This window comes from Rhizobium sp. 9140, assembly GCF_900067135.1.
Classification (GTDB): Bacteria; Pseudomonadota; Alphaproteobacteria; order Rhizobiales; family Rhizobiaceae; genus Ferranicluibacter.
Map to the genome: position 1 here is coordinate 143,058 of NZ_FJUR01000006.1, position 26,649 is coordinate 169,706.

At 59.1% G+C, this 26,649-nt stretch carries 28 protein-coding genes; 9 read left to right on the forward strand and 19 right to left on the reverse strand.

Annotated features, from left to right (window positions below):
• Positions 1–114 precede the first annotated feature (114 nt).
• Complete coding sequence (locus tag GA0004734_RS25545) at positions 115–1,863, forward strand: methyl-accepting chemotaxis protein (RefSeq protein ID WP_245292660.1); 1,749 nt, start codon at positions 115–117, stop codon at positions 1,861–1,863.
• A gap of 102 nt (positions 1,864–1,965) precedes the next feature.
• On the opposite strand, the gene GA0004734_RS25550 is transcribed toward GA0004734_RS25545, so the two are convergent.
• Complete coding sequence (locus GA0004734_RS25550; RefSeq protein ID WP_052642687.1) at positions 1,966–2,679, reverse strand: IS6-like element ISRsp9 family transposase; 714 nt, start codon at positions 2,677–2,679, stop codon at positions 1,966–1,968.
• 462 nt (positions 2,680–3,141) lie between these two features.
• Between GA0004734_RS25550 and nadE the strand changes: the two genes are divergently transcribed.
• Together nadE and GA0004734_RS25560 are read left to right on the forward strand one after the other, a co-directional pair.
• Entirely contained in the window at positions 3,142–3,960 is an 819-nt protein-coding gene (nadE, locus tag GA0004734_RS25555; protein ID WP_092938853.1) for an ammonia-dependent NAD(+) synthetase, read from the forward strand.
• Positions 3,961–4,410: 450 nt separating this feature from the next.
• The gene (locus GA0004734_RS25560; RefSeq protein WP_245292655.1) at positions 4,411–5,574 is read left to right on the forward strand and encodes a L,D-transpeptidase family protein; all 1,164 of its coding nucleotides are present in this window, start codon (positions 4,411–4,413) and stop codon (positions 5,572–5,574) included.
• Positions 5,575–5,853: 279 nt separating this feature from the next.
• Here GA0004734_RS25560 and lspA read toward each other — a convergent pair whose 3' ends face one another.
• A complete protein-coding gene (lspA, locus tag GA0004734_RS25565) occupies positions 5,854–6,333 on the reverse strand; it encodes a signal peptidase II (RefSeq protein ID WP_245292656.1) in 480 nt (159 codons plus the stop codon).
• A complete protein-coding gene (locus tag GA0004734_RS25570; RefSeq protein WP_245292657.1) occupies positions 6,330–7,184 on the reverse strand; it encodes a cation transporter in 855 nt (284 codons plus the stop codon). Before GA0004734_RS25570 ends, lspA begins: the two co-directional genes overlap by 4 nt.
• Positions 7,185–7,254: 70 nt before the next feature.
• Here GA0004734_RS25570 and GA0004734_RS25575 point away from each other — a divergent pair, with 70 nt between their 5' ends.
• On the forward strand, positions 7,255–7,662 hold the full coding sequence (locus tag GA0004734_RS25575) for a MerR family transcriptional regulator (protein WP_092938859.1): 408 nt from the start codon (positions 7,255–7,257) through the stop codon (positions 7,660–7,662).
• Between the two features lie 298 nt (positions 7,663–7,960).
• On the opposite strand, the gene GA0004734_RS25580 is transcribed toward GA0004734_RS25575, so the two are convergent.
• From GA0004734_RS25580 to GA0004734_RS25590, 3 genes are read right to left on the reverse strand one after another with little or no spacing between them, the layout of a single operon-like run.
• The gene (locus GA0004734_RS25580; protein WP_092938860.1) at positions 7,961–8,764 is read right to left on the reverse strand and encodes a DUF429 domain-containing protein; all 804 of its coding nucleotides are present in this window, start codon (positions 8,762–8,764) and stop codon (positions 7,961–7,963) included.
• Positions 8,761–9,237 (reverse strand): DUF3320 domain-containing protein, encoded by a 477-nt coding sequence (locus GA0004734_RS26845; protein ID WP_175386700.1) that lies wholly within the window; start codon positions 9,235–9,237, stop codon positions 8,761–8,763. Before GA0004734_RS26845 ends, GA0004734_RS25580 begins: the two co-directional genes overlap by 4 nt.
• Positions 9,238–9,262: 25 nt before the next feature.
• Positions 9,263–10,174 (reverse strand): DUF4011 domain-containing protein, encoded by a 912-nt coding sequence (locus tag GA0004734_RS25590; RefSeq protein ID WP_348626131.1) that lies wholly within the window; start codon positions 10,172–10,174, stop codon positions 9,263–9,265.
• Positions 10,175–10,334: 160 nt separating this feature from the next.
• Between GA0004734_RS25590 and GA0004734_RS25600 the strand changes: the two genes are divergently transcribed.
• From GA0004734_RS25600 to GA0004734_RS25610, 3 genes are all read left to right on the forward strand, one after another.
• Positions 10,335–11,531 (forward strand): IS256 family transposase, encoded by a 1,197-nt coding sequence (locus GA0004734_RS25600; RefSeq protein ID WP_092938864.1) that lies wholly within the window; start codon positions 10,335–10,337, stop codon positions 11,529–11,531.
• A 302-nt stretch (positions 11,532–11,833) separates the two neighbouring features.
• Positions 11,834–12,034 carry a hypothetical protein gene (locus GA0004734_RS25605; RefSeq protein WP_092938866.1) on the forward strand — a complete coding sequence of 67 codons (201 nt, stop codon included), beginning with the start codon at positions 11,834–11,836 and terminating at the stop codon, positions 12,032–12,034.
• 68 nt (positions 12,035–12,102) lie between these two features.
• Entirely contained in the window at positions 12,103–12,393 is a 291-nt protein-coding gene (locus GA0004734_RS25610; protein WP_092938868.1) for a WGR domain-containing protein, read from the forward strand.
• 664 nt (positions 12,394–13,057) lie between these two features.
• Here GA0004734_RS25610 and GA0004734_RS26760 read toward each other — a convergent pair.
• Together GA0004734_RS26760 and GA0004734_RS25620 are read right to left on the reverse strand one after the other, a co-directional pair.
• Positions 13,058–14,251 carry a GGDEF domain-containing protein gene (locus GA0004734_RS26760; RefSeq protein WP_092938870.1) on the reverse strand — a complete coding sequence of 398 codons (1,194 nt, stop codon included), beginning with the start codon at positions 14,249–14,251 and terminating at the stop codon, positions 13,058–13,060.
• Between the two features lie 409 nt (positions 14,252–14,660).
• A complete protein-coding gene (locus tag GA0004734_RS25620; RefSeq protein WP_092938872.1) occupies positions 14,661–15,002 on the reverse strand; it encodes a hypothetical protein in 342 nt (113 codons plus the stop codon).
• A gap of 272 nt (positions 15,003–15,274) precedes the next feature.
• On the opposite strand from GA0004734_RS25620, the gene GA0004734_RS26260 reads away from it, so the two are divergent.
• Entirely contained in the window at positions 15,275–15,418 is a 144-nt protein-coding gene (locus GA0004734_RS26260) for a hypothetical protein (RefSeq protein ID WP_175386702.1), read from the forward strand.
• Between the two features lie 226 nt (positions 15,419–15,644).
• On the opposite strand, the gene GA0004734_RS25625 is transcribed toward GA0004734_RS26260, so the two are convergent.
• From GA0004734_RS25625 to GA0004734_RS25670, 11 genes are all read right to left on the reverse strand, one after another.
• Positions 15,645–16,403: a hypothetical protein gene (locus GA0004734_RS25625; protein WP_092938876.1), complete on the reverse strand. Its 759-nt coding sequence runs from the start codon at positions 16,401–16,403 to the stop codon at positions 15,645–15,647.
• On the reverse strand, positions 16,396–18,366 hold the full coding sequence (locus GA0004734_RS25630) for an AAA family ATPase (protein ID WP_175386704.1): 1,971 nt from the start codon (positions 18,364–18,366) through the stop codon (positions 16,396–16,398). Before GA0004734_RS25630 ends, GA0004734_RS25625 begins: the two co-directional genes overlap by 8 nt.
• The gene (locus GA0004734_RS25635; protein ID WP_092938880.1) at positions 18,363–18,740 is read right to left on the reverse strand and encodes a hypothetical protein; all 378 of its coding nucleotides are present in this window, start codon (positions 18,738–18,740) and stop codon (positions 18,363–18,365) included. Before GA0004734_RS25635 ends, GA0004734_RS25630 begins: the two co-directional genes overlap by 4 nt.
• 78 nt (positions 18,741–18,818) lie before the next feature.
• Positions 18,819–19,742 carry a hypothetical protein gene (locus GA0004734_RS25640; RefSeq protein WP_092938882.1) on the reverse strand — a complete coding sequence of 308 codons (924 nt, stop codon included), beginning with the start codon at positions 19,740–19,742 and terminating at the stop codon, positions 18,819–18,821.
• Positions 19,743–19,887: 145 nt separating this feature from the next.
• Positions 19,888–20,034, reverse strand: a complete 147-nt coding sequence (locus GA0004734_RS26265) for a hypothetical protein (RefSeq protein WP_175386706.1) — start codon at positions 20,032–20,034, stop codon at positions 19,888–19,890.
• Between the two features lie 383 nt (positions 20,035–20,417).
• Entirely contained in the window at positions 20,418–21,578 is a 1,161-nt protein-coding gene (locus tag GA0004734_RS25645; protein WP_092938884.1) for a hypothetical protein, read from the reverse strand.
• Between the two features lie 123 nt (positions 21,579–21,701).
• Positions 21,702–22,064 carry a hypothetical protein gene (locus GA0004734_RS25650; RefSeq protein ID WP_092938886.1) on the reverse strand — a complete coding sequence of 121 codons (363 nt, stop codon included), beginning with the start codon at positions 22,062–22,064 and terminating at the stop codon, positions 21,702–21,704.
• 102 nt (positions 22,065–22,166) lie between these two features.
• On the reverse strand, positions 22,167–23,201 hold the full coding sequence (locus GA0004734_RS25655; protein ID WP_092938888.1) for a hypothetical protein: 1,035 nt from the start codon (positions 23,199–23,201) through the stop codon (positions 22,167–22,169).
• A gap of 157 nt (positions 23,202–23,358) precedes the next feature.
• Complete coding sequence (locus tag GA0004734_RS25660) at positions 23,359–23,811, reverse strand: hypothetical protein (RefSeq protein ID WP_092938890.1); 453 nt, start codon at positions 23,809–23,811, stop codon at positions 23,359–23,361.
• On the reverse strand, positions 23,808–24,359 hold the full coding sequence (locus tag GA0004734_RS25665) for a hypothetical protein (protein WP_092938892.1): 552 nt from the start codon (positions 24,357–24,359) through the stop codon (positions 23,808–23,810). Before GA0004734_RS25665 ends, GA0004734_RS25660 begins: the two co-directional genes overlap by 4 nt.
• Before the next feature lie 92 nt (positions 24,360–24,451).
• Positions 24,452–25,414 (reverse strand): DNA-methyltransferase, encoded by a 963-nt coding sequence (locus GA0004734_RS25670; protein WP_245292658.1) that lies wholly within the window; start codon positions 25,412–25,414, stop codon positions 24,452–24,454.
• A 243-nt stretch (positions 25,415–25,657) separates the two neighbouring features.
• Here GA0004734_RS25670 and GA0004734_RS25675 point away from each other — a divergent pair, with 243 nt between their 5' ends.
• On the forward strand, positions 25,658–26,644 hold the full coding sequence (locus GA0004734_RS25675; protein ID WP_139056358.1) for a hypothetical protein: 987 nt from the start codon (positions 25,658–25,660) through the stop codon (positions 26,642–26,644).
• Positions 26,645–26,649 lie beyond the last annotated feature (5 nt).

Genomic DNA, 26,649 nt, shown 5'->3' on the forward strand with positions numbered 1-26,649 from the left:
AGCGCCATGGATAATCATAAATTAATCAGTTCGTTAGATAGTGAAGGCCTAATTCTTAAGGCGGAGGCTTTCGTGAACCTGAACACCATCCTGGCCGGCAGTCTCTATTCTGTCATGCAGGCTTTCGAACGATCGCAAGCCATTATCTCGTTCAAAACCGACGGCACGATCCTCGACGCCAATGAGAACTTCTGCAAGGCGGTCGGTTATAGTCGTGACGAGATTATCGGCAAAAGCCATCGGATTTTTGTCAAGCCGGATGATGCCCAGTCTGCAGAATACACAGCATTCTGGAAACGTCTTGGTTCCGGTGAGTTCGTCCGCGACCAATATAAGAGGATCGGCAAGAATGGTCGGGAAATTTGGCTGGAAGCTTCCTATAATCCTGTCATTCGCGGCGGGAAAGTCATCAAGGTCGTGAAGATCGCAACCGACATCACAGAGAGCAAACGCGAGAGCCTGGAAAGCAAGGGCAAGCTTGATGCCCTGTCTCGTGCCCAGGCCGTGATCGAATTCACGCCTGATGGCAAGATCCTGACGGCCAACAAGAACTTCCTCGACACACTTGGTTATTCCCTTGACGAGATTGTCGGTGAGCACCATCAGATTTTCTGTGAGGCGGACTATCGGGCATCAAAAGAGTATGCCGACTTCTGGCCACGCCTTGCCAAAGGTGAGTTCCTCAACGACGAATTCAAGCGCCTGAGGAAGGACGGAAGTTCCGTCTATATTCAGGCAACATACAATCCAATCCACGACGACGAAGGCAAGGTCTTCAAGGTTGTCAAATTCGCCACCGATGTCTCGGGCCGAGTGACCGCACTACAGCAGATCGGAGCAGGCCTTGAACGTCTCTCGGATAACAACATACGCATCACGATTGACGAGCCGTTTGTCGATGAGTTTGAGCACCTTCGGCACAATTTCAATGAGTCTCTGGCGAATTTCCAGGGCACGCTGGAAGAGGTTCTCAGCCAGACCTCAATGTTGACGGAAAAAAGCGGGGACATGAGCTCCAGCGCCAACGGAATTGCTCATCGTTCAGAACAGCAGGCGGCGGCTCTCGAAGAAACATCTGCCGCTCTGGAACAGATTACGGTCACGGTCCGGCAGTCAGCCGAACGGACTGCCGAAGCCCATAGACTGGTCACCGAAGCCAACTCTGTCGCGGCAAATTCTGTGCAAGTCGTCACAGCTACCGTAGATGCGATTGGACGCATCGAATCCGCTTCAAAGGAAATCACCAGCATCATCAGCGTGATCGACGAAATTGCCTTTCAGACAAACCTTCTCGCACTCAACGCAGGCGTTGAGGCGGCGCGTGCCGGCGAAGCGGGTAAAGGCTTCGCCGTTGTCGCACAGGAAGTCCGCGAGCTCGCACAACGCTCGGCCAGTGCTGCGAAACAGATTTCCGGTCTTATTGCCAATTCTTCGGCTGAGGTAAAGGAAGGTGTTCGGCTCGTTGGTGAAACAGGTCAAGCCCTGAAGCATATTGAAGAGTATGTGAAGTCGATCAATGCTAACATCGAAAGCATTTCCGTCGGCGCGCGAGAACAATCGACCAGTCTGAACGAAATCAATGCCGCGGTGAACTCGCTGGACCAAATGACGCAGCAAAACGCTGGCATGGTCAGCAGCATGGGTGCCATTGCCGAATCCGTCTCTGCCGCCGCAAGCGAGCTGGAAACCCTGGTGAAACGCTTCAAGCTCAACCGGCGCAAGTGGATTCGCGATCCCGGCTCTGAAGCGTCCAAACTCGGCCCAGAGGCAAGGGGATACGGCAAGAAGACGATCTACCAAAATCGAGCGAACGGTGCAGCTCCGCAAATCGGCGGCGAGAAGAACCAACGATCAGCGGCTTAGACGAAGTCGTGTTTTGGTGGTTCCGCATGGAAGATCAGTTCACTTGAATGGTGGCGTCGCCTTAACCTGACGTAGGACGCAATCATTTCTTTGTCCTGAATTTCAGGCTTGGATCGGCAACGCGATCTCACGCCAGGTGGCGCTGGCGAGGGCGCGGAGTTGGCGATGATCAGCGGCATTCAGGTGTTTTCGATGAAGTTGGAAAAGATTGGCAATTTGGCCGTGGGTTGAGACGAAACGTTGGCATTGACCTGCCGACTTGAACCGCATCATGCGTCGCTCTCGTCGTCGAACGGGAAGGTGAGAATTTTCTGCGAGGTTGTTGAGCCCTTTGTGCGAACGGTGTTCGATCCCCAGCATGATCTCTCGCTTTGCGGCGGAATAAGAACGCAGCTTGTCTGTCACCATCACGCGCGGCGCAACACCTTGGCTCTTCAACAATTTGCGCATCAGCCGAAGAGCGGCTCCCTTGTTTCTGCGGCTTTGCAGCAGAGCATCGAGAACGTAGCCGTTGGCATCGACGGCGCGCCACAGCCAGTATTTCTTGCCCTTGATCGATACGACCATCTCATCGAGATGCCATTTGTCTGCGAAGTTGCCGATCGACCGCCGCTTGAGTTGGTGGGCGAATTTCAGGCCAAACTTAGTCGTCCATTCTGAGACGGTCTGAAACGAGACGGCAATGCCGCGCTCGGCAAGCAGGTCTTCGATATCGCGCAGGCTCAGCGGGAACCGGTAATAGAGCCATACCGCATGCGCGATGATCTCGGCTGGAAAGCGGTGGCGTTTGTATCGGGCGGACGCATCGTCAGTCATGCCGATAGACTATTGCCTCGATCCGCACCAGCCGGTTAAGGCGACGCCTCCCGGCCGCAAGCAATGTGGCTCTGTTGCAGATCATTGTAGGGGGCTTCCTCGAAGTGGCAGCTCGCCCGTGGCTGCGGCGGCTGATACGCGGATTGCCATCGTTCCGCCGGCCGGTTTGACCCTCTGGTTCGGAGACGGCGGAACGGCGCGACCCCTGATCATCTCGCAAGTTGTGCTCGGCCTCCAGCTTCGTTTAAGGCTTTCTCGCTCGTTTTGCTCACGTTACGCCGCCAACAGATAGGCCGTTGAGGGCGTCGTCCTGGCTGACCGCGGGCGAATGGCTCAACGTGTCCTCATCGCGCTGCTCACCGTTAAGCTGCCCGTGGATTTTGTTTAGGCGTAGCCAACCAGGAAGGAACCGCCGCGGCCCTCGCGCTATTACTCGATGTGCATGCAGGTCAGGAGACGACTATGGATCGAGAACAGGCGGCTATCCTTGAGGAATTGGGGGTGGCCTCAGAATTCGACGCGGCTGCGGAGTCCGAAAGACGGGTGTCGTTTCTGGTGGAATATTTGAAAGCGGCGAGCCTGAGGACGCTCATCCTCGGGATCAGCGGCGGCGTCGACTCTTTGACCGCGGGCCTGCTTTCGCAGCGCGCGGCCGAGAGGCTGCAGAGGGAAGGCCTGCAGGCGAGCTTCATCGCCGTCAGGCTGCCCTACGGCGAGCAGGCCGACGAGGCGGACGCGCAGCGATGCCTGTCGGTGATCCGCCCTGACAGGACCGTTAACATCGACATCAGACCTGCCGCGGACGCCATGATCGCGGAGATTTCCGCGGAGGCGGCGGACCTGCTTTCAGGGAGCAGGTTCCACTTCCACCTTGGTAACATCAAGGCCCGCCAGCGCATGATCGCCCAGTTCGCGCTCGCCGGAGCGTCCGCCGGTCTGGTTGTCGGAACCGACCACGCGGCGGAGGCCCTGATGGGCTTCTATACGAAGTTCGGCGACGGCGCCGCTGACGTGCTGCCGCTCGCGGGGCTGAACAAGCGCAGGGTGCGTTCACTGGCGACGCATCTGGGGGCGCCCGCGGACCTGGTGTTCAAGGTTCCGACGGCCGACCTCGAGAGCGACGCGCCCCTGAAGCCCGACGAGGAAGTTTATGGCGTCACCTACGACGAAATCGACGACTTCCTGGAGGGGCGGGAGGTAGCGCAGAGTTCGAGAGCGAGGATACTGGCGGCGTACAGAGCCAGCGCCCATAAGAGAGAGCTGCCTGCCACTCCCCGCTGACCTGCTGGCCGGCGGCTGGAGCCTCTTACCTGCACTGCCGCCGGTCTTGCGGTAGGACCGCAGCTCTTCGAGCCAGAGATAACTCTCGATCCCGATGCAGACGGCGAGGGCCTCCGACGCCGTCGCCAACCCTGGCCTCCAGCTCGCCGTGCCCCGCCGTTCAGGAAACTTCTGCAAAGGCGAAGTTCACGAGCATGAAGCGGACCGCCGAGAGATGGATCATCAGGAAAGCGCCTGCGATCGCATGACGGATTTTGTATCATGGCGGCTCGCGCTAGCACCGCCATGCAGTCGAAGATAATCAAGCTTCTTGTGCAGCGGGGACGGCATTTTTTCCAGAATGGGCTTGCACCTGTAGCTGCTCAAGGTTCTAGGATGCCTACGAATCGGGCTCGGATCGGGCGAGGAGTCGCACGACCCACGCTTCTCGTGTATGAGACTATGCACTGGATGGGCATTCAAGACCGCAGGATCCGGTTGCCTTGTGAAGGTGGAGCAGCAGTGCCGCGCATAAATTGGATATTTGGTCTCTCCCGCACAACGGGTGCGCGAGGCGTGTGGAAGGCCGTCCTGCCGCTGTCGCTGTTCGCAGCGGCCACGGCGGCTCTTTCGGGATGCGTGGCGGCTGACATTGCGCTCGACGACATCTCCCGCGCGCCTCCGACGATTCCCGACAAGATGCTGGCCGACATGTCACGCAAGGGCATGAAGCCTGAGAGCCCGGTGCTCGTGAGGATCTTTAAGCGGGAAAGCGAGCTCGAGGTCTGGAAGCAGACCGGGACGGGACGCTATGCCTTGATGAAGACCTATCCTATGTGCCGCTGGTCGGGAAAGCTCGGACCGAAGACGAAAGCGGGAGACCGCCAGGCTCCGGAAGGCTTCTACCATGTGTCCGCCGGGATGCTGAACCCGAAGTCCCAGTACTACGTCTCCTTCAATTTGGGCTATCCTAACCGGCTGGAGTCGGCGCTTGGCTACAGCGGAGAGGCGCTGATGGTGCATGGGGCCTGCTCGTCGTCCGGCTGCTACGCGATGACGGACCAGGGCGTCGGGGAGATCTATGCGGTGGTCTCCAAGGCCCTGGCCTCGGGGCAAGACCGCTTCCAGGTGCAGGCCTATCCGTTCCGCATGACAGCGGAGAACATGGCCCTCCACAGGAACGACGAGAACCTAGCATTCTGGAAGACACTCAAGGAGGGTTACGACGCCTTCGAGCTCACGAAGCTGCAGCCCAAGGTCTCCGTCTGCGGACGCCGCTACGTGTTCAACACGGAGTTCCACGGCGGGGAGCCTCGCGATCCGCTCGCGGATTGTCCGCCTGGCGTTGCTCCGTACGACACGCAGCTCGTGGCTCAGATCACTGCGGAGAAGCAGAAGGTCGACGCAGCGCTGGCCACGGACGCCACCGTTCCGGTGAGCGCCTATGTCGATGGCGGGATGCATCCGAGTTTCCGAGCGCTCTTGAAGAAGGCTGGCGCCGAGAAGCTCGCGGAGCGCATTTCCGGGATCAAATATCCGGTCAGCAGGCCAGATGCCGCGCTTGCCGATCCTTTCAAAGGCGTGGTGAAGCGGAGCGGCGCCGGAAAAATTGCCGACTCTTCTCGCGCAGACTGACCGGGTCCCGTCGGACCGTCCCGTATGATTTGCTGCAGGCCTGCGAGCGCTGCGCTTCCGTCTTTCACTCCCTAGCCGTCACAATGAGATTTTCGGGCTTTGCTATGAGGAGGTTCACGGCGGGCGAACTGAAGCTGAGACGATATGGATAAAATTCTTCGCTCCGCTGCGGCCATATTCCTGCTAGGTGCTTGTGGCTCGTTGGCCCGTCTGCGGGAAGAATAGCTTGAAAAGAAAACGCTCTTCCGAAGCTGCGGAGCACGCGCGTTTGAAGAAGTATCACGCGGCGGAGCGTTCTTCTATCTTCTTTGAGAAAGCCTGAAAAACGACCAGCATAACTGCGCCAACGCTAATCCATACGTCTGCTAGATTGAAAACGAACGGGTGCCAATCTCCAAAATGTAGATCGAGATAATCTGTCACAGCGCCATCTACTGCACGGTTAAGGAAATTGCCGAGCGCGCCCGCGATGATCACCGAGAGCGCTAGACGCTCCCGAGCATGCGGTATCCTCCAGGCCCAAGTGGCGAGGCCGAGAGTTATAAGGCCTGTGAAAACCAGCAAGGCAAGCTTACCTCCATCGTGTTCGAATGAAAGCAGGCTGAATGAAACTCCCTTGTTGAAGGTTAGGCGCAGCGATATGAAGGGCAGGAAGTCCGCCGCAGAACCATAAGGTTCGAGAGTGGCCCGCGCCCACGCCTTAGTGGCGAGATCGAGCGCGGCACCAGCCAGAACGACGATGATGCACCAGCCCTTCAAGCGCGCCCCGCTTGCGCTAGGTCTTGCCGCGCGTCGCGAATGATCGACCATGCCGATTGCAGGAACAGCCCTGCAACCGCGAACGCGACGATCAAATCCGGCCACGGGTTGTTGAGCCACCAGACGACAACCGCCGCGGCGAGCACGGCCAGATTGCCAATGGCGTCATTGCGCGAGAACAGCCACACGGCGCGCACGTTGGCATCGCCCTTGCGGTGAGGGATCAGCACCACGGCCGCGAGGATATTGACGATGCAGGCGACGAGGGCAAAGCCGCCCATTAGCAACGTTTGCGGCTCGTGCTCGACAAAGGAGCGATAGACCGTCGAGCCGATCACGCCGAAGCCGAGCAGGGCGAGGAACACCCCTTGCAGCAGCGCGGCCTTCGCGCGGGCGGCAAGGCCCCAGCCCACGGCAACCAGGCCGAGGAAGGAAATCGCGCCGTCCCCGATGAAATCGAGCGCATCTGCTTGCAGGGCCTGCGATCCGGCAAGGAAGCTGCCGACAATCTCGATGACGCCATAGGCCGCATTAAGAAGGACGACGATCCACAGCGCGCGCTTATAGGCGGGCGTGACATGCGACAGGTCGGGGATTTTGTCGTCGTCGTCTGCATCCTCGCCCGGAGCGCCGATCCGGTCGAGCTGATAGCCCAAGCCCGTCACCGCCTGCTCAACGTCAGGAAGGCGCCTCGCCGGATCGTCGACGTCGAGCGTCATGATCTGCGAGGCGATGGACACTTTAACGTCCGCTACGCCCTCAACCTTGCGGGCCGCGCCCTCTACTTTCGCTGCGCAAGACGAGCAATCCATGCCAGTGACGTTGTAACGGATAGTGGTGGCAGCACTCATTTAAGAAAAACCTCGAACCTTTGGAGCTTTTATCGTAAGACCTGTAGTGACTACAGGAGCAAGACAAAAATTGCAGATCGGTGATTTATCTCGTGCCACAGGCGTCAATATCGAAACAATCCGCTATTACGAGCGGGCTGGTGTTCTGCCGCCGCCTGTGCGCCAGTCCAACGGACGGCGAAGCTATGGGGCGGCCGATGCGCGCCGCTTAGGCTTCATCCGCCATGCCCGTGAACTCGGCTTCGATCTATCGAGCGTCCGCGTCCTGCTGGCTTTGCAGGAGCAGCCAGAGGCCTCGTGCGAAGACGCAAGCAGGATCGCGCAGAGCCAGCTTGAGGCGGTTGAAATCCGCCTTGTACGCTTGTTGGCGCTGCGCGACGAGCTATCACGCATGATCTTGGGGTGCGCGCGCGGCAAAGTGTCGGAGTGCCGTGTAATAGAGGCGCTTGCCGCAGGCCAGACACAGCCGCAGGAGTAGCGTGCTGAAAAATGCAAACACTGCGTTGTCGGTTCCAAAATAACATGTGGTGACTCAATCGCTGCATCTCTTTGCAGAGGATTGAGCGATGACGGGATGTCAGCGAAATCTGCGCATTAAATGCAGTCGCACCTACCGTCGCAGTTCCATAATTGTTATTATCTGACTTTTGTTAAGAGATTGAATTTATTAGGTAATTTAAGTATTCTCGAGGTCGACGTCGCAATGTGTTAGGAAGGCGAACCTATGGCACCGCCTCCGGGCTCTGCATCCAAGAGGTTCGCAGGCGTGTCCTTTCCTACCCATCCATACCTATCGGTATCGGCACCCAGATCGCCGACATCGAATCCCCGTAGGCTCTTGCCTCCCCGTCAAGTGCGCAGGCTCCTACCCAAGCGCACACCATGGCATCCAGCATATCCTCGAACGCCTTCATTTCGTATCCTCGAGCTTCCAATGGAGGAAACGACAAAGCAGCCGCAACGCCACTGATCCTGGCATCCAGAAGAACTACAATCTGCATCCAGACCTCGAACAGCCGTGTCCGCCGCAAGCTGGGCGGTGCGTCCGGCCAGTATTTCCACATCTTTGAATGCTTGTACGCCAGATGACGTTCTGCTGCCGCGAGCTCGATCAGCGCTGGATGCGGATAAACTTCAAGCAGTGCTTTGCCACTGAACTCAGACATGACCAGCGGATAGCCGATAGCATCAAACCCTTTGCGGAGTTCATCGCTCAATCTACCCGGCCTCGTCGCGCTCGGCGTATGTGTGCTGGCATGTCGAGCGCCGTATAGTGACGAGATCATATTGTCGGAGGCGCGACGCCCTGTAATCGGGGTCATCGACAGAGGTATGTCGATCGCCACGACATCCACATTAGTACCGATCTTCGAGCGCGCAGTGTTGACGATCGATTCCGAATCCGGAACGCTACCGCGATGCCGAATGTACGTACTAGGCGTGTCGCCTTCTGCAAGAAATGCCGCATAGGATGCGGCGACTTCTACGAGCCGCCAGCCTGATCCGTCATCCGCAATCAGTGCGACGACGCTCGGCTCTCCCTCAGTCCAAGCGGCGTCGATGCCCAGCACTGACCTCATGCGGAGCCCGCCTCACCTCCGACGATCAGCATTCCGTTGGACTCTGCCAGTCTGCCGCCACCCTTCAAGGCTTCGATCCGCTGGACGATTGTGTCGCGCAATTGGCTGCTTGTGGATTTGAACCCCAAAGCTCGGGAAACGGCGTTCACCGCCTGATCGGAGGTCGCTCCAAGGCTCGCGATGATGATGTCTATTAGACCTTGGTCAATCTCCATGGGAGGGATCAACTCAATTCTCCTGAGGCTCTGGGATGTGACCTGGCTTCGGTCACGGAGATTGATGGGAGCGTCCGACCACAACAAGAAACGGCCGTCCCGGACAACATCTCCGGACCTGACAGTGACGTCGATCGCCGATGCCACGTGCGCTTCTATCCGCCCGCCGGCGCGTTGCAGCCCCCATGCCGACCTGATGCGTGTAACGACCTCGTCCTGATGGATCGGCCCTTCGGCTTCAACGGTCTGCTTGACCAACGCAGCGACCGTACCGAGCGGCGCTTCATGAAGCTCGCTTGTGATATTTGGACGGAGCTGTGCCTCCTGATAAATGGAGTGGCCGATCGGTGAACTTCTTGTCGGCTGGCCATAGTGTCGGATCGAGATCGCGATACATGAGGAACTTGGCGAACGAGAAGAAACCCAGGACGATCTCATCCGGCTGCACCGACCACGTCGGCTTGACGGCTATGGCCTCGGAAACCTTCGACGTGTAGGTCTCGAAATCGAAATCTTCGGAGGCCTCGAATTCGGGCATTCTGATCTTGTGGATGCGATCAAGGAACGCTTCAAGCGAGAGGTTTGACGCAAAGTCTTCCTGTCGCGCTCGAAGCTTGAACCGCTCGGCAGCGCTTCCACGCTCGAGCGAGACCGGGACAAGAATCAGGGGTGCGTAGCGAATGTTCTCGGCGTTGTTGGGATCGACCCATTTCAGCGTCCCCAACCCGAGGTAAAGGATGTTGACCCCCTGCTCCTCCTCCAAGGTCCTCGCATCAAAATAGAGATCTAGCAGCCGTTTCTGGAGTCCATTGGGCGTCATACGGGTCTGCAGCTTTGTGTCCGCGTGACGGGTCAGGCGGCCGCTCTCGTCCTTGTCGTCATCATCGGGAAGCGCCAGCTCTATGAGGGCATCGCCGTCGTCGTTGTCTTGGGATTCCCTACCCTTTGCTCCAGCAAGGAAGGTCATTGCCTTCCCTTCTGAAACCAGAATCCGGAAAACCTCGGTCGACTTCTCATCTACGATGTCGACCGTCTTTGCGCTCTTGGAAAATCGTGGCACGTTAAGCAGCCTGTTGCGCGCGCCTAGATCGAGAAGCTCCATGCGGGCTCGCTCGATCTTCGCCTCTACTGACAGGCTGCTTTGAAAAATAGATTGCTCTGAATTTTCCGGCGTTACTGATACGTGTTCATCCATGACCCAGTTCCCCTGTATGCCGGATCATGCATAAACAGCGAAATCGGTCCAGAGCCGAACTGAGGATCGTGTCCCATGGAGTGGTGTAGCTGGATTTCATAGCCATCGGTGATTTCCGGTAGGGTCGGGTTGCTTATGACCAACCTGAGGGACACCACCGATGACCGACGACATGATGAACCTGCGCTCACTCGTTGAGAAGAGCGCCGACGCCGATTTGCTGCGCGAGATGATCGGCTTCGCTGCCGAGAAGCTGATGGCGCTGGAGGTCGGCACAAAGACGGGCGCGGGTTATGGCGAGAAGAATGGCTTCCGACTTGCCCAGCGCAACGGCTATCGCGACCGGGACTGGGAGACACGGGCGGGCACCGTCGAGCTGCGCATTCCAAAGCTTCGCACAGGCAGCTATTTCCCGAGCTTTCTCGAACCACGCCGCATGGCAGAGAAGGCCCTGACGGCGGTGATCCAAGAGGCCTATATCCAAGGCGTCTCGACCCGATCCGTCGATGACCTCGTTAAGGCCATGGGCATGTCGGGCATCTCCAAGAGCCAGGTATCCCGGCTCTGCGAGGAGATCGACGAGAAGGTGAAGGCCTTTCTCGACAGGCCCATCGAAGGGGAATGGCCCTACCTTTGGATCGATGCGACCTACCTCAAGGTCCGGCGCGGCGGGCGCATCGTCTCCGTTGCCGTCATCATCGCCGTCGGCGTCAACACCGATGGTCGACGCGAGGTGCTCGGTATGGAGATCGGCACATCCGAGGCCGAGGCGATCTGGACCGAGTTTCTTCGAAAGCTGACCAGGCGGGGTCTGCGTGGCGTCAAGCTCGTCGTCTCCGATGCCCATGAGGGCATCAAAGCCGCAGTATCGAAGGTACTTTCCGCCACCTGGCAGCGCTGCAGGGTTCACTTCATGCGCAACGCGCTGGCCCATGCTGGAAAGAGCGGACGCCGTGTTGTCTCCGCCTTCATCGCCACGGCCTTTGCCCAGGACACGTCAGAGGCTGCAAGTACCCAATGGCGTAACGTCGCCGACCAGATCAGGCCGAAGGTGCCCAAACTCGCCAGTCTCATGGACAGTGCCGAGCAAGACGTGCTCGCTTACATGACCTTTCCCAAGCAGCATTGGGCCAAGCTTCACAGCACCAATCCAATCGAACGCCTCAACGGCGAGATCAAGCGGCGCACCGAGGTCGTCGGCATCTTCCCCAACGACGACGCAATAGTCAGACTGGTCGGTGCCTTGCTCCTGGAGCAGAATGACGAATGGGCCGTCCAGCGGTCCCGCTACATGACACTGGAAACCATCGCAACAATGAGCGATGATCCGCTTATCAGCCTGCCAGCAGCAAGCTGACACTCATCCGGCCCTCGGGAATGAGCCGTGGTCGTCTAAGCTACACCACGTCCTGGGACACGATCCGACTGAGGAATATTAAACAAATACTTAATACGGGAAACAGGGGCCTAGATTCAGGGATTAGCTGGTCGAACCTAACGCGCCCGCATTCTTCTTGAAATCACACCGGTACCGAAAGGCAGCGTGCCTCGAATGACCGATAACAGACTGATGTCTCATGGCCCTGCTGAGCGGTTCGAGTTTCCTACACGAAAGGTGCTTCTGGACAACAAGTACAATGTCTTCCCGAAAAATGGGATATGGCCGAAGGCAAAATCGCACAGACAGGCGATGCGCTTGGACAGACGACCGTCGACGCGCTGCTTGAGGTTTTCGATGGTCTCATCGTCGCGGACGACACCAGAGAAATATTATGTTGGGAAAGTTTTCTGACTGTACAACGCAACGAATGCGGAAATTATTTCCGCATTCCATCCCTGAATGATCAATCACCGATGTGAATCAAACGGCCCTGATCGATTCATATTAGTCGTTGGACCGATGACGTGCCGTCGCCGATCATTGGGCCATGGAAACTGACGAGCTTGGCATTTATCTCCAGCGTATTGATCCTGACCGCAACATGGCGCGCTTCTACCATCTGTTCGCGCTGACCGATCTGTTCGGAGGGATCGTCGCGGTGCGCCGATGGGGTCGAATCGTTCGATCTGGCCGACAGATCACCTGGCGCTGCGCGTCAGCCGCCGAAGCCACCATGCAACTGAAGCAGTTCGCAAACCTCAAACGCCGGCGAGGCTATCGCGACGTGTGTACCGCCGAGCCGGTGGAAACGAATGCGACACGGTGCAGAGGGGGCTGAATGCGGCGTATGGCTCAAGATTTGCGATTCTTTTGCAAACGTCGTTATCAGGAGTAACGGGGGGAGTAGGCATATTTTTGATCAACGCCGTTTGCGTCGGGAAGGTGCCTAGCGCTCCAAACTGAGGTAAGAAGCTGGCCGCCGTCGGGCCGTCTGGGCGATCCGCGACATTAGCGGAAAGGCGGCCCTGTCTTGCATATGAACCGCACAGACGTCGCCGGTCGTCGCGTTAGAGACGATGCCACGAGCCCTCAATTCCGGCAGCGCGCCACGGCAAGTCATCCCGAAGGCCGCCACGGCACGACCACAGACTTGAGCGCCGCCGCAACTCCACGTCCCGAACCGGGGATGCCGTAACTCCGTGTGACGCTCATGCTGGCCCGTTTCAGCGATCAGCGCTCACGTCATGTGTCCTCACCGCCTAGACAGGTCGGCGGGCTAACCTTCCAGTTTTGCTGGCTGCCGAGCAGCCTCGCCCATTAGCACGATCGCCCGAACACCATTTTGGAGATGACCGCTTGCTGTCACGGCGTTTGCACAGGAATCGCTAATCTTGAGATCGGAATCGAATATTCCGCGTTTTGAATCGCGGCAGCGTAAATTGAGCCGATTTGCATCGATGTGCCCGCACGGTGTCATGCCTCGCCGGAACGTCGATCTACAGTCAGGCGACCGATCTCGGCAGCACCGGACGAAGGTCTGCTTGGCCATCGTACGGTGCTCCCAAGATGCTGGCCGATACGATCCTGTTGCGACCGGAAGACTTTGCCGCATAGAGCGCGGAATCCGCCGAGCGAAACGCATGTCTCAACGCGTCCGGGCCGGACGTCACCTCGACCGCACCGCCGCTGACCGTGACCGGACGGTCGAGACCAAGCATTTTCCAGTCTCGCTCCTCGAGGGAGACACGAACGAGATTGGCGATCGTGATGCCCTGCCCCAGTGTGACATGCGGCAGGAACGCGATGAACTCCTCGCCGCCGGCTCGCGCAACATATCCCGTGGCACCGGTGGTATGTCTGAGCGTGTCGGCAAGCTGGACGATCGCCCGGTCGCCGACCTCATGGCCATAGCTGTCGTTGACCTGCTTGAACCGATCGATGTCGAACAGCAGCGCCACACCGCTCGGAATGCCGCTTGCGTGATCCCTCTTGATCGCGGTTTCAAAGCCCCGGCGATTGAATAGCCCGGTCAGGTGGTCGGTCTCGGCCTCCTTGCGATGCCGTTCGATGGCCGCCGAGGCGATGGCTCCGAGCGCGGTGAAGGGAAAGACCATGCAAACGGAGATGGTCGAGACATGGACGGCCAGATTGTAGGCGGAATGCGCGAAGTCGCCGAGACTGTTGCTTGAGTCGGTGAAGAAGGTGAAGAACGCGGTGCGCAGCACGGAGTCGAGTAAGACGATACCGCTCGCGGCGACCAGCGCCATATCGATACGCCGGGCGGCCCGTCGGGCCACAGCAGAGACGGCCATTCCCAGCATGAGCGCGAACCCGACATCTGTAAGGAAGAGCTGCCAGACGAGGCTCTGTTCCACGAACACGAGGTAGGCCAGGGTGGGCGTGTAGATCACTATGAGACCGGTCCGTGCTGCCCGCAGGCGCGGTGCATCGAAGTAGATCAGCAGGCCACTGCCGTAGCACCAGGATGCGCCTATGAAGACCATCCCGGAACTGAAAGCATCGAACATCGGCTGAATGGAGAAGGTCGACAACACGAAGCCGAGGGCTGTCTGGGCAAAGCCTGCCGCCCAGTGCCATGAGGTGATCATTCCGGTTCGCCAGAGCATCAGGAAGGCGAGCGCGACAATGCTGAACAGTGCCCGTGGCACATAGGCGATGATATTGCTTGCCCCCAAGACGTCACCCCCGGCATTCTTCGGTATGTCTATGCCAAGTTGTAGCTGTCAGGCGTTAAGCGTTGGTTGCGCCCGTCGTCATCTCAATGGGTTAGGTGCATCCATCGAGCTACGCAGCTATGCGCGACCTGCCTTACTCAGTGGGCACAATGCAAACTGCCACGTAAACAGAGAAGCGTGATCGGGCATACGCATTGCCATCATCCTGAACGTGTCGGCTCAGATTCCGCGATTCCACTGCAAACGCCGTTATACGAAGTAACGGGGGGAATACGCTTGAAAGAGAAACGACGTTTGCAGATGATCACGTGGCCGGCACACCTTTCCTGGCGCATTGTGGGCTGGAATGGGAACTAGTTTCGCGCGTGATTAGACAGAGTTGGCCATGACCTACCCACATGGGCGCGCTTCACTCGGTGGTGTCGTCCGGCGTGGACTTGCCGAGATGACGCTTCGGGCGGAACGGATAGAGGCCGTCGCTGTACTTGCGGACGAGGCTATCGAAGACATCGTAGCTTTCGCGATCGTTAAACTTCTGGTGCTCGAGACCCTTTACGATAGAATCGGCCATCTTCGAGATCAGAGCGCGCCCCGCGTCGCCATCCTTGTGCGCATTGGAAATCGTCTGCCAGAGGAACATCCGAGCGATGTCGTCGCGCGACGGACGGCGCTTTTCCTTGGCTCCGTCCCGGACGTCCTGCTGGCGCACCCTCTGCTCGGCGCTGCGCTGCGTCTTTGATTTGCGGGGCATCAACCCATCTCCATCTGTGCCAGCCGCAGCTTTTCATCGGTCAGGAACGACCTCAACCAGCCAAGCGACCACGCACCCGTGATAGCGCGCCTGCGTTAACGGGCAATCAAGTGCGGCAATGATCTGCGCCCTCGTCGGAATTGCGCACAGAGGAATCGCAAATTGGGAGATCGGAATCGAATATCCTCAGGTCGGAATCGACCTTCCCGACTTCGGAATCGCGCCATGGTAAATTGAGATGACGTGTTTCAAGGTATGGAAACCTTGGGTCAATGTATTGGCAAGCTGTCCCACATCATCTCGACGTTAAAGACGTCGAGATGATGTGCCTGTCATCCCCACGCCGGTTGACGGTTGCCGACCGCCGTGGCTCCGGACGTGCTCACCTGTCGATCCTGACGCCGTTCAACGCCTGATCGCTCGGGCGGTCGGAGTTTCATTTTCTAGGTTGGCTGAAGCCATGCCCGCGGCTGCGCACGATATCAGGAATCGCCGATCCAGAATTTGGAATCGATTTCCCCGAGACTGGAATCGAAAATGTCGACATCGGAATCGGTTACAGGGGACCCTGAATCGATCGAGCCGCATACGGAATCGAAGTTTCTGAACCTGGAATCGGCCTCCCGGAGTTCTGAAGCGCTTTCACGGCGCCGTTCCACCAGCATTTTCCGGGCACCGTGCGTCGACGCCGAGGACATCGAGAACATCGGTCCCCTCAATGATACCCCTGCCCTTCAGCCGCCGCGCGATTTCGGTCAACTCCGTGCGCCGGGGTTCCAGCAGCGTTCGCGCCATCGCTTCGGCCGTCATCAGCCGCTCGTTCACCTGTGCCGACAGTTCCCGATCGAGACTGAGAAGATCGAGATTTCCGGTCGGATTGCGATAGAGCAGTGGCCGGTCTTCGGAGAAGCCGAGGGTCGTCTCGGCGGCAAGTGCGAGCGCCGTCGCCTTGGCCAGATCGCTCTCGCCGCCGCCCCCTGCCCCCGCGACGACATCACCAAAGACGATCAATTCTGCGGCACGGCCGGCCAGCAGACAGGCCAGCGTCTTCATCAACCAGTCTTCCGTCTGTGGAATATCGTGGCGAGACTGCGTCATCACCTGACCGAGCTCGTCGCCGCCGATCATCACCGAGATAACGTCGCCAACGTCGAACACGGTCCAGGCGATCGCATGTCCGGCCTCGTGAATGCAGATGCGCCAGAGCAGCGCCTCCGACATCGGCTTGCGGTCCCCGTGCAGGGCATGCTCGATATCCGCCCAGGTGACGGCACGCCTCTGCCGCCGCGCAACCTGCCGTGCCTCGCGCACCAGCCGTTCGATATCGGCGCCGGTTCGGCCGAGCGCCAGCAAGGCGAGCGGGCGCAGCGATTGTGTGTTCGAGGGTGTCGCATCAGTCATGAGCAGGTCCTTTCCGGTCTGTGGAGGAATTGGGCTGCCGCACCTTGAGGGATGCGCCGTCCCTCGCCGCACGAGGCCGCATACGCCTTGCTTTTTGTTCAACCGGAGCCGTCGTAATGACACCTGCCAGATCGTTGCCGAGGTGATGAGCCAGGATGCCCGTCAGCGCCGCGATGTCGGGACGCGGAATCGGGACATGTTTCTCCAGCCGTCCGGAGCGCAGCAGCGCCGGATCGATCCGGTCCGGATGGTTGGTGGCCGCGACGACAATGACGCCTTCGGACTTGAGTGCGCCGTCCAGCAATTCGAGTAGTCGATTGATCAGAGATGTCCAGTAGTCATCATATTGCTTCCTGCTGTCACTACCGCTGCGACTGCCGATGCCATCGATCTCGTCGATCAGAAGGATGCAGGGCGCATGCTCGCGGGCGGCGGTGAAGGCGGCCGACATCCGCTGCAGCACATCACCGAGATAGCCGGGCTCCAACCATGATGTCACCGAGCTGATCACCAGCGGGATGCCAAGGGAGTTGCAGAGCGCACGCGCAAAAGTCGTCTTGCCGGTGCCCGGCGGCCCCGACAGCAGAAGTTTCGTGCTCATATCGCTCCAGCCGATCGCCCCTTCCCGCCAGACGGCGAGATCGAGCTGCAGATCACGCGCCCAGCCGGTCGCCGCGCCGTAACCCGTGAGTGTCTCGATGCGAAGCGCCCTCGCGACATGACCTGCCGGCGCACTTGCCGCATCGGGATTGGGCGTGGGGACTTCACTGTCGATGCAGGGCTCCGGCTGAACTATATCGACCGCCGGCGACGACGCGGGCTTGCTACTCCCGCCCTTCCCGCTCTTCGCCGTGCTGTCTGTGCCGCCGCTTCTTTCGCCATCGACGTCCTCGAATGGCTGCAGCAACGCTCGAAGCGTCTCCAGAATGAGATCGAGGCTGCGGCTCGGTCGGATGGCCATGGACAGATCGTCCAGATGCAGGTGCGACAGGTCGAGATCGGCAGCTTCGATCCTGCTGATCGTTTCCGAGACCGGCAGACCGAGAGAATGGAACAGCAGCTCGGCCAGCATGGCATTGTCAAAACCATTGCATTCGAGAACCAGATCGGCGGCATCGACGATGCTGCGGGTGAGAGCCGTGGGCAGTTCGTCGGCGATGACCAGCGGCACGGTGTTTTCCGCGAGCGCCTTGCCGAGGCGACGACGGATCTGGCTTTCCCTCGTCCCGGCGATGGCCCTCCCTGATCCAAGCATCAATTTCCGGCGAAACACACCCTTGCGCATTTCGTCGTAACGGTCGAGCCAGGCGATGCTGTTGAGGAAATCGACCATGCTTACCCAGAACGGAGCGATCAGCCCGTCTTCCATCGCATGGCAGAAGCGTTGCTCGAAACCGCCGACCGGCGCCTTGATCAGGACGATCGGACGGGGATGGACAAGAGCCGCCCTGAGCGCCTCCAGATCCGGCAGGCTGTCTTGAGCGGCGCGCGCGACGAGAAGCGACACGGCGACACGCGTAACGTCCGGGCGTGGTACGAACCGTTGGATGATCGGCAGCAGTCCCGCGGTCGCGGCAGAGATATCGCGATCCGTGAACACCCCCTCGCCCGCCGCCGCCGTGACCTGGCGCTTGGTCTTCGACGACTTTGCCGGGGGCGGCGTGAAGTCGAAGCTGGCGTGGCGGTCGGCCGGATCGACGCTGGTCGAAACAGCAACGGACGACTTGAGCAGGCGGCCGATGGTGCTGCGATCACGGACAGGGTCGCCGGTCATTGCCGCGATCACGGTCGGCGATGCGCGCCAGGACGTCCCATGCCGCCGGTGACCGTCGATATGGTTGACCTCCAGCACATCGGCCTTGTGGGCACTAACGAACAGGTCGAGCATGGCGAGGCGACGGATGCGGCGTAAAAAATAGCGCATCAGCCGCGCCTCGACGGTTTCCGGGGGCGTGCGCATCATTGTGCCTCCTCCTCGATACCGGGGATGGCGAGGAACGGGCGATTGCCGGTCAACCAGTCGCGCACCATCAGGCAGGCCGGCTGGCCGCGATCGCATTGCTGCAACAGCATGTGGCGAAGCGCCGGCGGCAGGCTTGCGAGCGCCACACCCTTACGGCGGGCATGGCGGATCGCGGCGCGAACCAGCGTCGCGGCATTGAGCCACTCTTCCTCGGTAGCATCGTAGGCGCTGCCATTCCACATCGAGACAACCGCTGGCGGGGAACTGGTTGTTGCAGACACCTCGACCCCATTGGCGAGAGGAAGAGCAGCCACATCGCCAGCAGAGACGCGGCGGACGGGGAAGGCAATAATGTTGGAGACAGGCGTCGTCATGGACACGTCCTTTCTGGCCGCGTGCGGGTGGCGGCAACAAATCCGGAATGAAGAGTTGGCTGCGATCTGACTTGGCTGTCAGCCCGTGCGCGCGGGAACGCGGGCAAAGCCGATCCGCGGCACGGGCAGGGAGTGCCCTCTCCCATCGGTGTCATTTGCGGCGGGCATGCCGTTCGGGGCCGTCCCTTCCGAGAGGTGTTCCATGGAGACGCCGGTGACAGTCTCGTCCGAAACAGGTTCGTCGTTTACCCTCGCCGTGACGCAGACCCGTGCAGCCGCCCAGTTTGCCTCGATCCGCTCACGAAACAGCTGGCGCAGGCGGATCATAGCCTCCCCTGCCCCGGAGATCTCGAGGAGATGGTCGAGATGGCCGAGCGGCCAGATGCCGCCGTCGATATCGCTGCGCTGGCTTTCCGCATTGACGATGACGACACGGACTTCCTCGGCGACCAGGCGACGGTGCTCGCGGTAGAGCAGGTCCGGCACGATCAGCGCCGAGGCCAGCATGCGGTTCTTGAGCTCGGCGATACGCGAGGCTTCGTAGGACGACAGGCTGCGCTTGACGTCGACCACATGGGCGATCTTGGTGCGACGATTGAGGAGCAGCATGTCCGGGGTGTAGGATTTGCGGCCGCCCGCATCGGCATCGAGCGTTAGCGTGCGATAGAGATGCGACGCGTTCTTCTCGACGAGCTGCATCGCGGCCGCGGTTACCGGCAGACGCAGATTGTCGGTGAGGACGACGAGATCGGGATTGGTCTCGGCGATCAGGCCGATGCCCCGCTCGAGCAGCCTCCCTTCATGGATCGGGATGGCGCGCAGGATCGACGCGAGACTGTCGACGCCGGCGTCGAAAGCCCCGGTGAGTACCTCGGTAGACAAGGCCGCTGTAATCTCGGCGACGAGGGCGTTGAAGCGGGGATCGAGCGTATCCGCATCGACACGGTGCGTGTAGCCGGCATGCGGGGCGCCGTCAGGCGTGGTGGTAGACGAAGTCTTCATGGAAATATCTCCTGGGATACAGTGTCGTTCAGACATCGCTTGGACCGGGGCACGCGCCAGCCAAAGCGGAAATAATTTCCGCATTGCGATCAGCCGGAGATCCGGCGATCGACTGGAACAGCCATGGTCGAAGACGATGTTTCGGTCAGCGCGTCGGGCGCAACGTGACCATGGACGGCAGTGCAGGCATCGGGAGATGCGTGGACGCAGCCATCACGGCGACGGCAGTATCAACAGGAGAGTTTTGGAAAAATGCTTCCGATGCGGAAGCGAAGCGGATAAGGGTCGACATAGCCCAATTCCTTCGCGAACAAGGTTGCGGGTCAGGTCTTCGTCGGTGTTACCAGCACCGGCGAAGACCGCCTAAGTGACTGCAGGAGCACGTTTTTCCTGCCGACCCTTTTGACATAGCCCGGAGACGGCATCCCGGCAAGGGCCTGGAACGCATCCGGAACAAAGAGCTCCGGCATGGTTAACGGGCGACGCGGGTGACTATGCAGGAGCCCGGCCAGCGGTTATCCCAGACCGGTTTGCCCGTTGCCGTCAGTATATTATTCCCAAGCTCGAGGGTGCCCCAGACAGGCTGACAGACCTGAGCTGCCGTGATGCCGCTCTTCCCTTCACCTGCGAAGCGAAAAAGGAAGTGCGGTTGCATAGGCCATCGTGGTGAGTGACCTAAGCGAGACTATAGGGACCGTCACCCGGAGACGGAAACAGTTCGAGGCTGATCTCCATCGCTTCAAGCTGCTCCCTAACGAACTCGACAGTATGCGCCATGGCCTCGTCTCGTCGCAGGAGTGCCCAGACCGCAGCATCATCCGGAAGATCAAGCAGATCGTTGACGGCGTTTACGAGCGGTGCGGCCGCCGTTTTGTCGGCCAGATAGCCGCCAAGCGCCGTCTGGATCTCGTCCAGGAGTTCGATAGAGCTGTAACCTGCGTTGCGAAGCCGGGGGAGCGAATAGCAGGTGTCGATGCTCATCGCGTCGCGAAACGCAACAGTCGCGACCCGCGCCATGAGTGCCGCGTTTTCAAGAGGGAGAGCATGTGAGAAGACCTCTGCCTGATGGATCGTCATGCGGACAATGCTGAGCTCGCCTTTCTCCTGCTTGATGAACGGGCGCAGCTTGTCACGGATGACATCCGGCTGCGTTGTCACCGGGAATACCGCGGAGAACTGTCCACGAGATAGTCTATTCAAGCCGTTGCTGAGGTCTGTCGAGAGGTTAGCACTTGGCCCGCTATACCAATGGATTCCGACGATGAGGTGCGGCTCATCGCACCGGATGTAAAGGCCATCGCCAATCAACGCGGCCGATGCAACGAGCTTGTCGAACGCCTTTACCTGCGTTTCGATCAGGTCGTCATCGCGTTGGCGGATCGGTACCTCGTTCAGGTCGAGAAGCCTGATTGCACCAAAAATCGACGATGGAGTTGTCAGCGCGTTAAACCAGTCTCTCCCATTCGCGCGCAAAAGATTATCGCGACGATCGTAGAACCCGAGTGCCGTGAGAAGGCGATCTCGACCTCGTTCGGACAGATCGAACGCTGCTCGGTCCGGCCGGTCGCAAAGCCGCTTGAAGAACCGTCCGTCGGGGGACCGCGCAACGTCCAACTCATAACCCGTGATAACAGTCGGGGCCTCTTCCACGCTGAATTCCTCCGCGTCGAGCACGACCGGCTGCATGCCCAAAAGCACTTCCGGCTTGCGCGCCTGCCCGGTCAGCCCAGTCGTCAACACCGGCAGTTCGATGATTGCCGGCGCCGACGATTTTTCGATCGTCTGTGCGATGGAGGTTTCGTGGGAAGGGTGTACATCGTTGAGATCGATCGGCATGTCCGTTCCGTCCTTTTGTCACTGTTTCGGAGATCGAAAGTCGGGATGGCGCGTCGCGCTCATGTCATGGCGCCGTCCCGACAGAAAGAGCGGCCGAGGCGCAAGCCCGCCGCGCGTCACGTGCTACCAGTTCGACTGACAGTAGACGCTATAGCCTTCGTGGATCGCGGTTCGGGCCTTGGCAACGAATTCCAGGTCGTCCTCCATCTCGGAACCGTCGCTGATTCCGAACGTGAAAATGACCGTCTTCGGCAGCAGCTTTTCCTCGATTGCCCGTTCCAGACGATCGAGGTCGTCGAGCGTCAGACGCACATTCACCTTGTTGAACAGGTGCGCTCCACCCTTTTCCAGGTAAAGCTCCTCGATCCACGTGTGCAGATCGGGATGCTTGTGCCAAACGTGAAAGTACTCTCCCTGTCTGTCTTTAAAGTCTACAGACTTGCGGATCTGCTTCGGTGTTTTGATTGCAAACATAGCCAGGCCCATTCGGATCCTCCTTTTTGTCCGGCACGGTCTTTCATTGGCGTGCCTGAAACTGTGATTAGTGCTCCTGCCGGCGCGGACGCCGGCAGGAATGACGGTGTGAGATCAGTCGATCGTGGCTTCGTCAGCGATCACCAGTTCGACCGCATCGCCCGGAACGAGCGACGGCGGTGCGACAAGGTGAAGGCGACGCGAGGGGGCTGCTTCGACGACAGTGGAGAGTGCATCGAGCGCGTCGTCGCCAAGGGTTTCGCCCTCCCCTTCCCCATCGCTGCCAGCGACATCAGCTTCCGTTTCCGCGGCAGCCGTCGGCGTACCGTGAACCACGAAGCGAAGCGCCGGCAGAACCTGCTCGGTGACCCATGCCGGGAATTCACCCTTGGACGGCCAGCGCGGAGAGTCACCGAGGCGGGAGATGATCCGCCTGACCTGCTCCCATTCCGCAGGGGTCGTCGCCACCGCCTGAACCGGCTCGACGACCGAGCTCAGAAGCGCACCGGCCTTCTGGCAGTGTCGCTCGACCGCATCTGCAAGCCGGGTCTTGGGCACGGACTTGCCCTTGTCGATGTCGGCCGCGATCTTCTCTACCGCCTTCAGCACAATCCTGACGATCTTGTTGAAGGCCTCCGTCTCGGCCCGGAACTTTGCCTGAGCCGCACGCAGGAGACCCGCGGCGCCGCCGGGATTGGCAGGCGACTTCACCGGCGCTTCTCCACGGATCTCATTCTTGAGCTTACCCACCGTGAACCGCTCGCCGGCTTCCATGCGGTCGAGCAGCACGACGATCTTCTCGGCTTCCGCGGTCGCCAGCGTCGCCATGACCGTCGGCTTGACCGCGAGCTCGATCAGCCGTTCCTGCTGTTCGGCCGTGTACATCCGAACGCAGACGGTGTAGTTCCACGCCTGACGAGTGGTCAGCCCGCATTCCTGCTTCACCCACTTGCCGAAAGACTTCCCCGGCAGGACCTCCTGGGCATTGGCGAGATGGCGGCCTGCCTCAAGGGCAGTCGCAGTGTCGCGGCGACTGAGGCTGGCGAAAAAGCCGCTCACCACCGCGAGTCGCGGCCGGTGCTCCTCGGGGGCGACGAACCACGCCGGCCCCTTCCCCTTCTCCGGCTTGGTATTCTGTTCAGTCTGCATAGTGACCTCCTTTGGTGCTGCAGATGCGGAAACATCGGGACGATGCTTCCTCCTGGCGCCATCGCGGTCGATGGCGTCACAATGAAGCATTGCGGTTGGAATGGTGGCGCGCGGGGCAGGTGGCATATCTTCGTTGCCGCCTGCCCGCTGACAGAACCTAGTTTGGCGGCCCGCCCTCAGAGCGGCGCGCGCGCCAGGCGGGAGAAGCCAGGATGTGCTCTGCCAGCCGTTTGACCCAGTCCCGGCGGACCAGACAGTCCAGGAAAGCTCTTTCGCAGACCTGGACGAGTTCCTGTTCCTGATCGTTCAACCCGATATCGCGGGCGCGCGCGAGCCGCAGGATTTGCAGCATTAGGGCCGGCAAAGGGTAAAACCACATGGCAATTGCCAGATCGGTTACTGTCGTTCCGGCCGGAATTCTGATCGCGATCGAATCCGGGTCGGTCGGCCCGATCCGCACATGCAGCGCGCTTGCCGGCGTGATGACGAGCGCGGCACCAACAGCGATGTCGCTCTCGAAATTACTCTGATGGCGAAAGAAATCCTGGGATGATCCAGGGTCGCTGTGAGCCGACAGGGCGCGCGAGTAAACGTCGTAGGTGATCATCATACGTTGTCCTTCCGGGATCTTGACTGGCTGGTGAGGCTCGTTTGCTCTGGGCCGTCAGCGGTGCTTACGGCCTGGTCGCCATGACCCGAGGCAGTCACCTGATCCCAGCAGCTGCGAAGCCATTCGAGAACATGGTCTGCAGCACCGTTTGCGATCGTGTCGACGAACTCAGCGACGTGGAAATCAACAGTCGATTTCCATCGTGGCGCATCGGGATCAAAGTCTGGAATTTCGCGGAGGCTGAAGAGCAAAGCTGTCGGTGCCGAGCAGACATGCATTGCTCCCAGCAGATTTCCGAGGTTGCTCGACAAAGGCAGCGCGATATAAGTCGCGTGCTCGCTTCGACGGCTGCCGCTGTTCACCAGTTTAAACCCATCAAGCGCAGAGACTTCGAGCAGCCAGCCGTGAAGGCTGTAGCAGTATTCGTAAGGCTCGTATTTTGTGATGAAGTCCTGCGTGCCACCTGGCAAACAGTAGAGCTTCAGTTTGAGTTCAGAAATGTCCCCTGCGGACATTTCCGATGTGTTGTCGTTCGAGTTTGCAGGCATAGTTTCTCCTTCAGCAGTGTGATGCCGTTCTGAGTGGTGTTGATGTGCACAAGCTTGGGGTGGCTCGATCCTGACGGATCATGCCCGGCGGGTCAGGGCGGGTTGGCCACGCGCATTGACCGCCGTGTCAGCGATACTTCGAGACGCTGCCTTGCGATTTGGGCATAGGCACTTTCCTTCTCGATCAGGATCGAGCGGCGACCGTTTCGGTTGCAGACAACACCGACTGTGCCAGCTCCGGCAAACGGATCGATCACGAGGTCGCCTGGCGCCGTGAGAGCACGAACTAACCGCTCGACAAGTGCCTCCGGGAACTGGCACGGGTGGGCGGTTTTTTCCGGATGGTTGTGTTTGACGTTCGGGATGTCCCAAACGTCGCCCGGGTTCTTTCCGAGCGGGTTTCCGCTCAACTGACCTTTTTTCGGGCCCTTGAAATGACGTTTTCCAGGATACTTCTGCGGCACCCGGATCGCGTCCAGATCAAACCGATAGCTGTCCGATTTCGTTGCCCAAATGACAGTCTCATATCGCCCGGAAAGACGATGCGAGCAGTGCAGACCGTGTCCGAACGTCCAGATCACGCGATTGCGCACTTTCATGCCAAGCGCGCGAAGCATTGGAATGAAGTAAAGATCCAGCGGAATCACCTCACCGGCGCTTACATAATTTCCGAGCTGCCAGCACATCGCGCCATTTGCTGCGAGAATGCGGTGGCATTCGCGAAGGATGGCACCCATCCATTCAAGGTAAGCTGCCAAAGAGAGCGCGTTCTCGTATTCTTTGCCGATATTGTAAGGCGGGCTGGTGATGACGAGGTCAACGCTGCCGTCTTCAATCTCCGGAAGAATGAATTCGGCTCTTCCGTTACGAATGTCGCACAAATCGTTCGCGGCCAGCGATGGTTGCTCGTCGATGGGAATAGGGCAACACGCGCCTGCTACGCCTTTAGCATTGCGACCGGCCTCGGTCAGACCCAGGTTTGGGCGCACAGCGTAACCCTGCTGCTCCTTCTCCTGTGTAACCACATCTCGTACGTTAATCTGCACCGTCATCATTGACCCCGTTCTTGAACCACGGGTGCTAGATAGAAAATAAGGGGGGGTGGGAATCAGAGGCAGACTGGGAAAAGTTGGGATTCTTTAGACGATGGGTTCTTCAGGATGGATTGCGCAGTTTGGGGGCGGCCGACCGCCGCGGTAGCAAGAGGCCTTGTAAAACATCGGGTTAGTGTTTGCTAAGGATGGCCGTTCAGAGGTTATTAGGCTGCGTTGTCCAGAATGTTCTCGATTTTGGAGACCATGCAGATGACGTTTGATTTTTCGAGAATGAGGAATATGCCAACGTCCGTTTGGTATGATGAGGACGGGCTTCCTATTGAGGATGTGCAGGAATTCATAAAGCAGCGCCGCGAGGAATTGATCGAGCGGGCACGATCAGGAGAGCTTTCTCCCGAGCAGGCCGAGAAAGAAGCTGCTGATAAATTCTATGGGCGGCTTGAAGTGAAGTTCGTCTCACCAGATACCAGCCCAGTGGTCGCGCTATGGTCACCGGAGATGGTCGCTGCATGGATAGTGAAAAAAGACTTCAACGTGGTGCTCCGCCACAGCGAAGAGTTTTATAAAGGTAAGTCCCTTTGGGTTTCTTTTGAACGGACCGTTCCCGCGGGGCCAGGCGAACCTCCATTTGCGACGCGCCGCCAAAAGGGGCACGACTTGATCGTTTTTGGACAAACTAGCCTGTTCACGCCGGGTTTCGATTTTACCGGTCGCCCTTTCGACTACAGCGATATGCGATGGTTCAAGAAGCTGCGAGAAGTCCTCATAGACGGAACGACATTGAAGGCCCATGGCAAAGATATCGAACATGGGCTAACCAAGCTGATAAAACCTGAAGAATGGCAGTTCTTGACCTTCTCTCAAGATGGCGCCGGCCGCACGATCTTGAGCGATGAGGAGGGCCATCCGAAGTTTCAGAATATCACCTTCCTTTCGCGCGAGGTCAGACGATGTTTTCCCAAGCACTCTGGAATGATAGAAGAACGCGTCAACTTGCGTGAAGTTCGTCGGTGGAAAGTTCACATCGACAAGGAACCTAAGGGAAAAAGGCGGTTCCTGTACAATCTTCTTAGGACAGAGTTCAAGGATGGCTTTCCATTGAATTTTCATTCAGACGCAGAGCGTCTTGAGACAGTTAAGAACCTGATGGGAAAAAACTATAAGTACGTAGAGCCTGATTCTTTTAAGCGTTTCCTAAATGGAGTTTTGAAAGAGTATTGCGAAGACTGAACAAG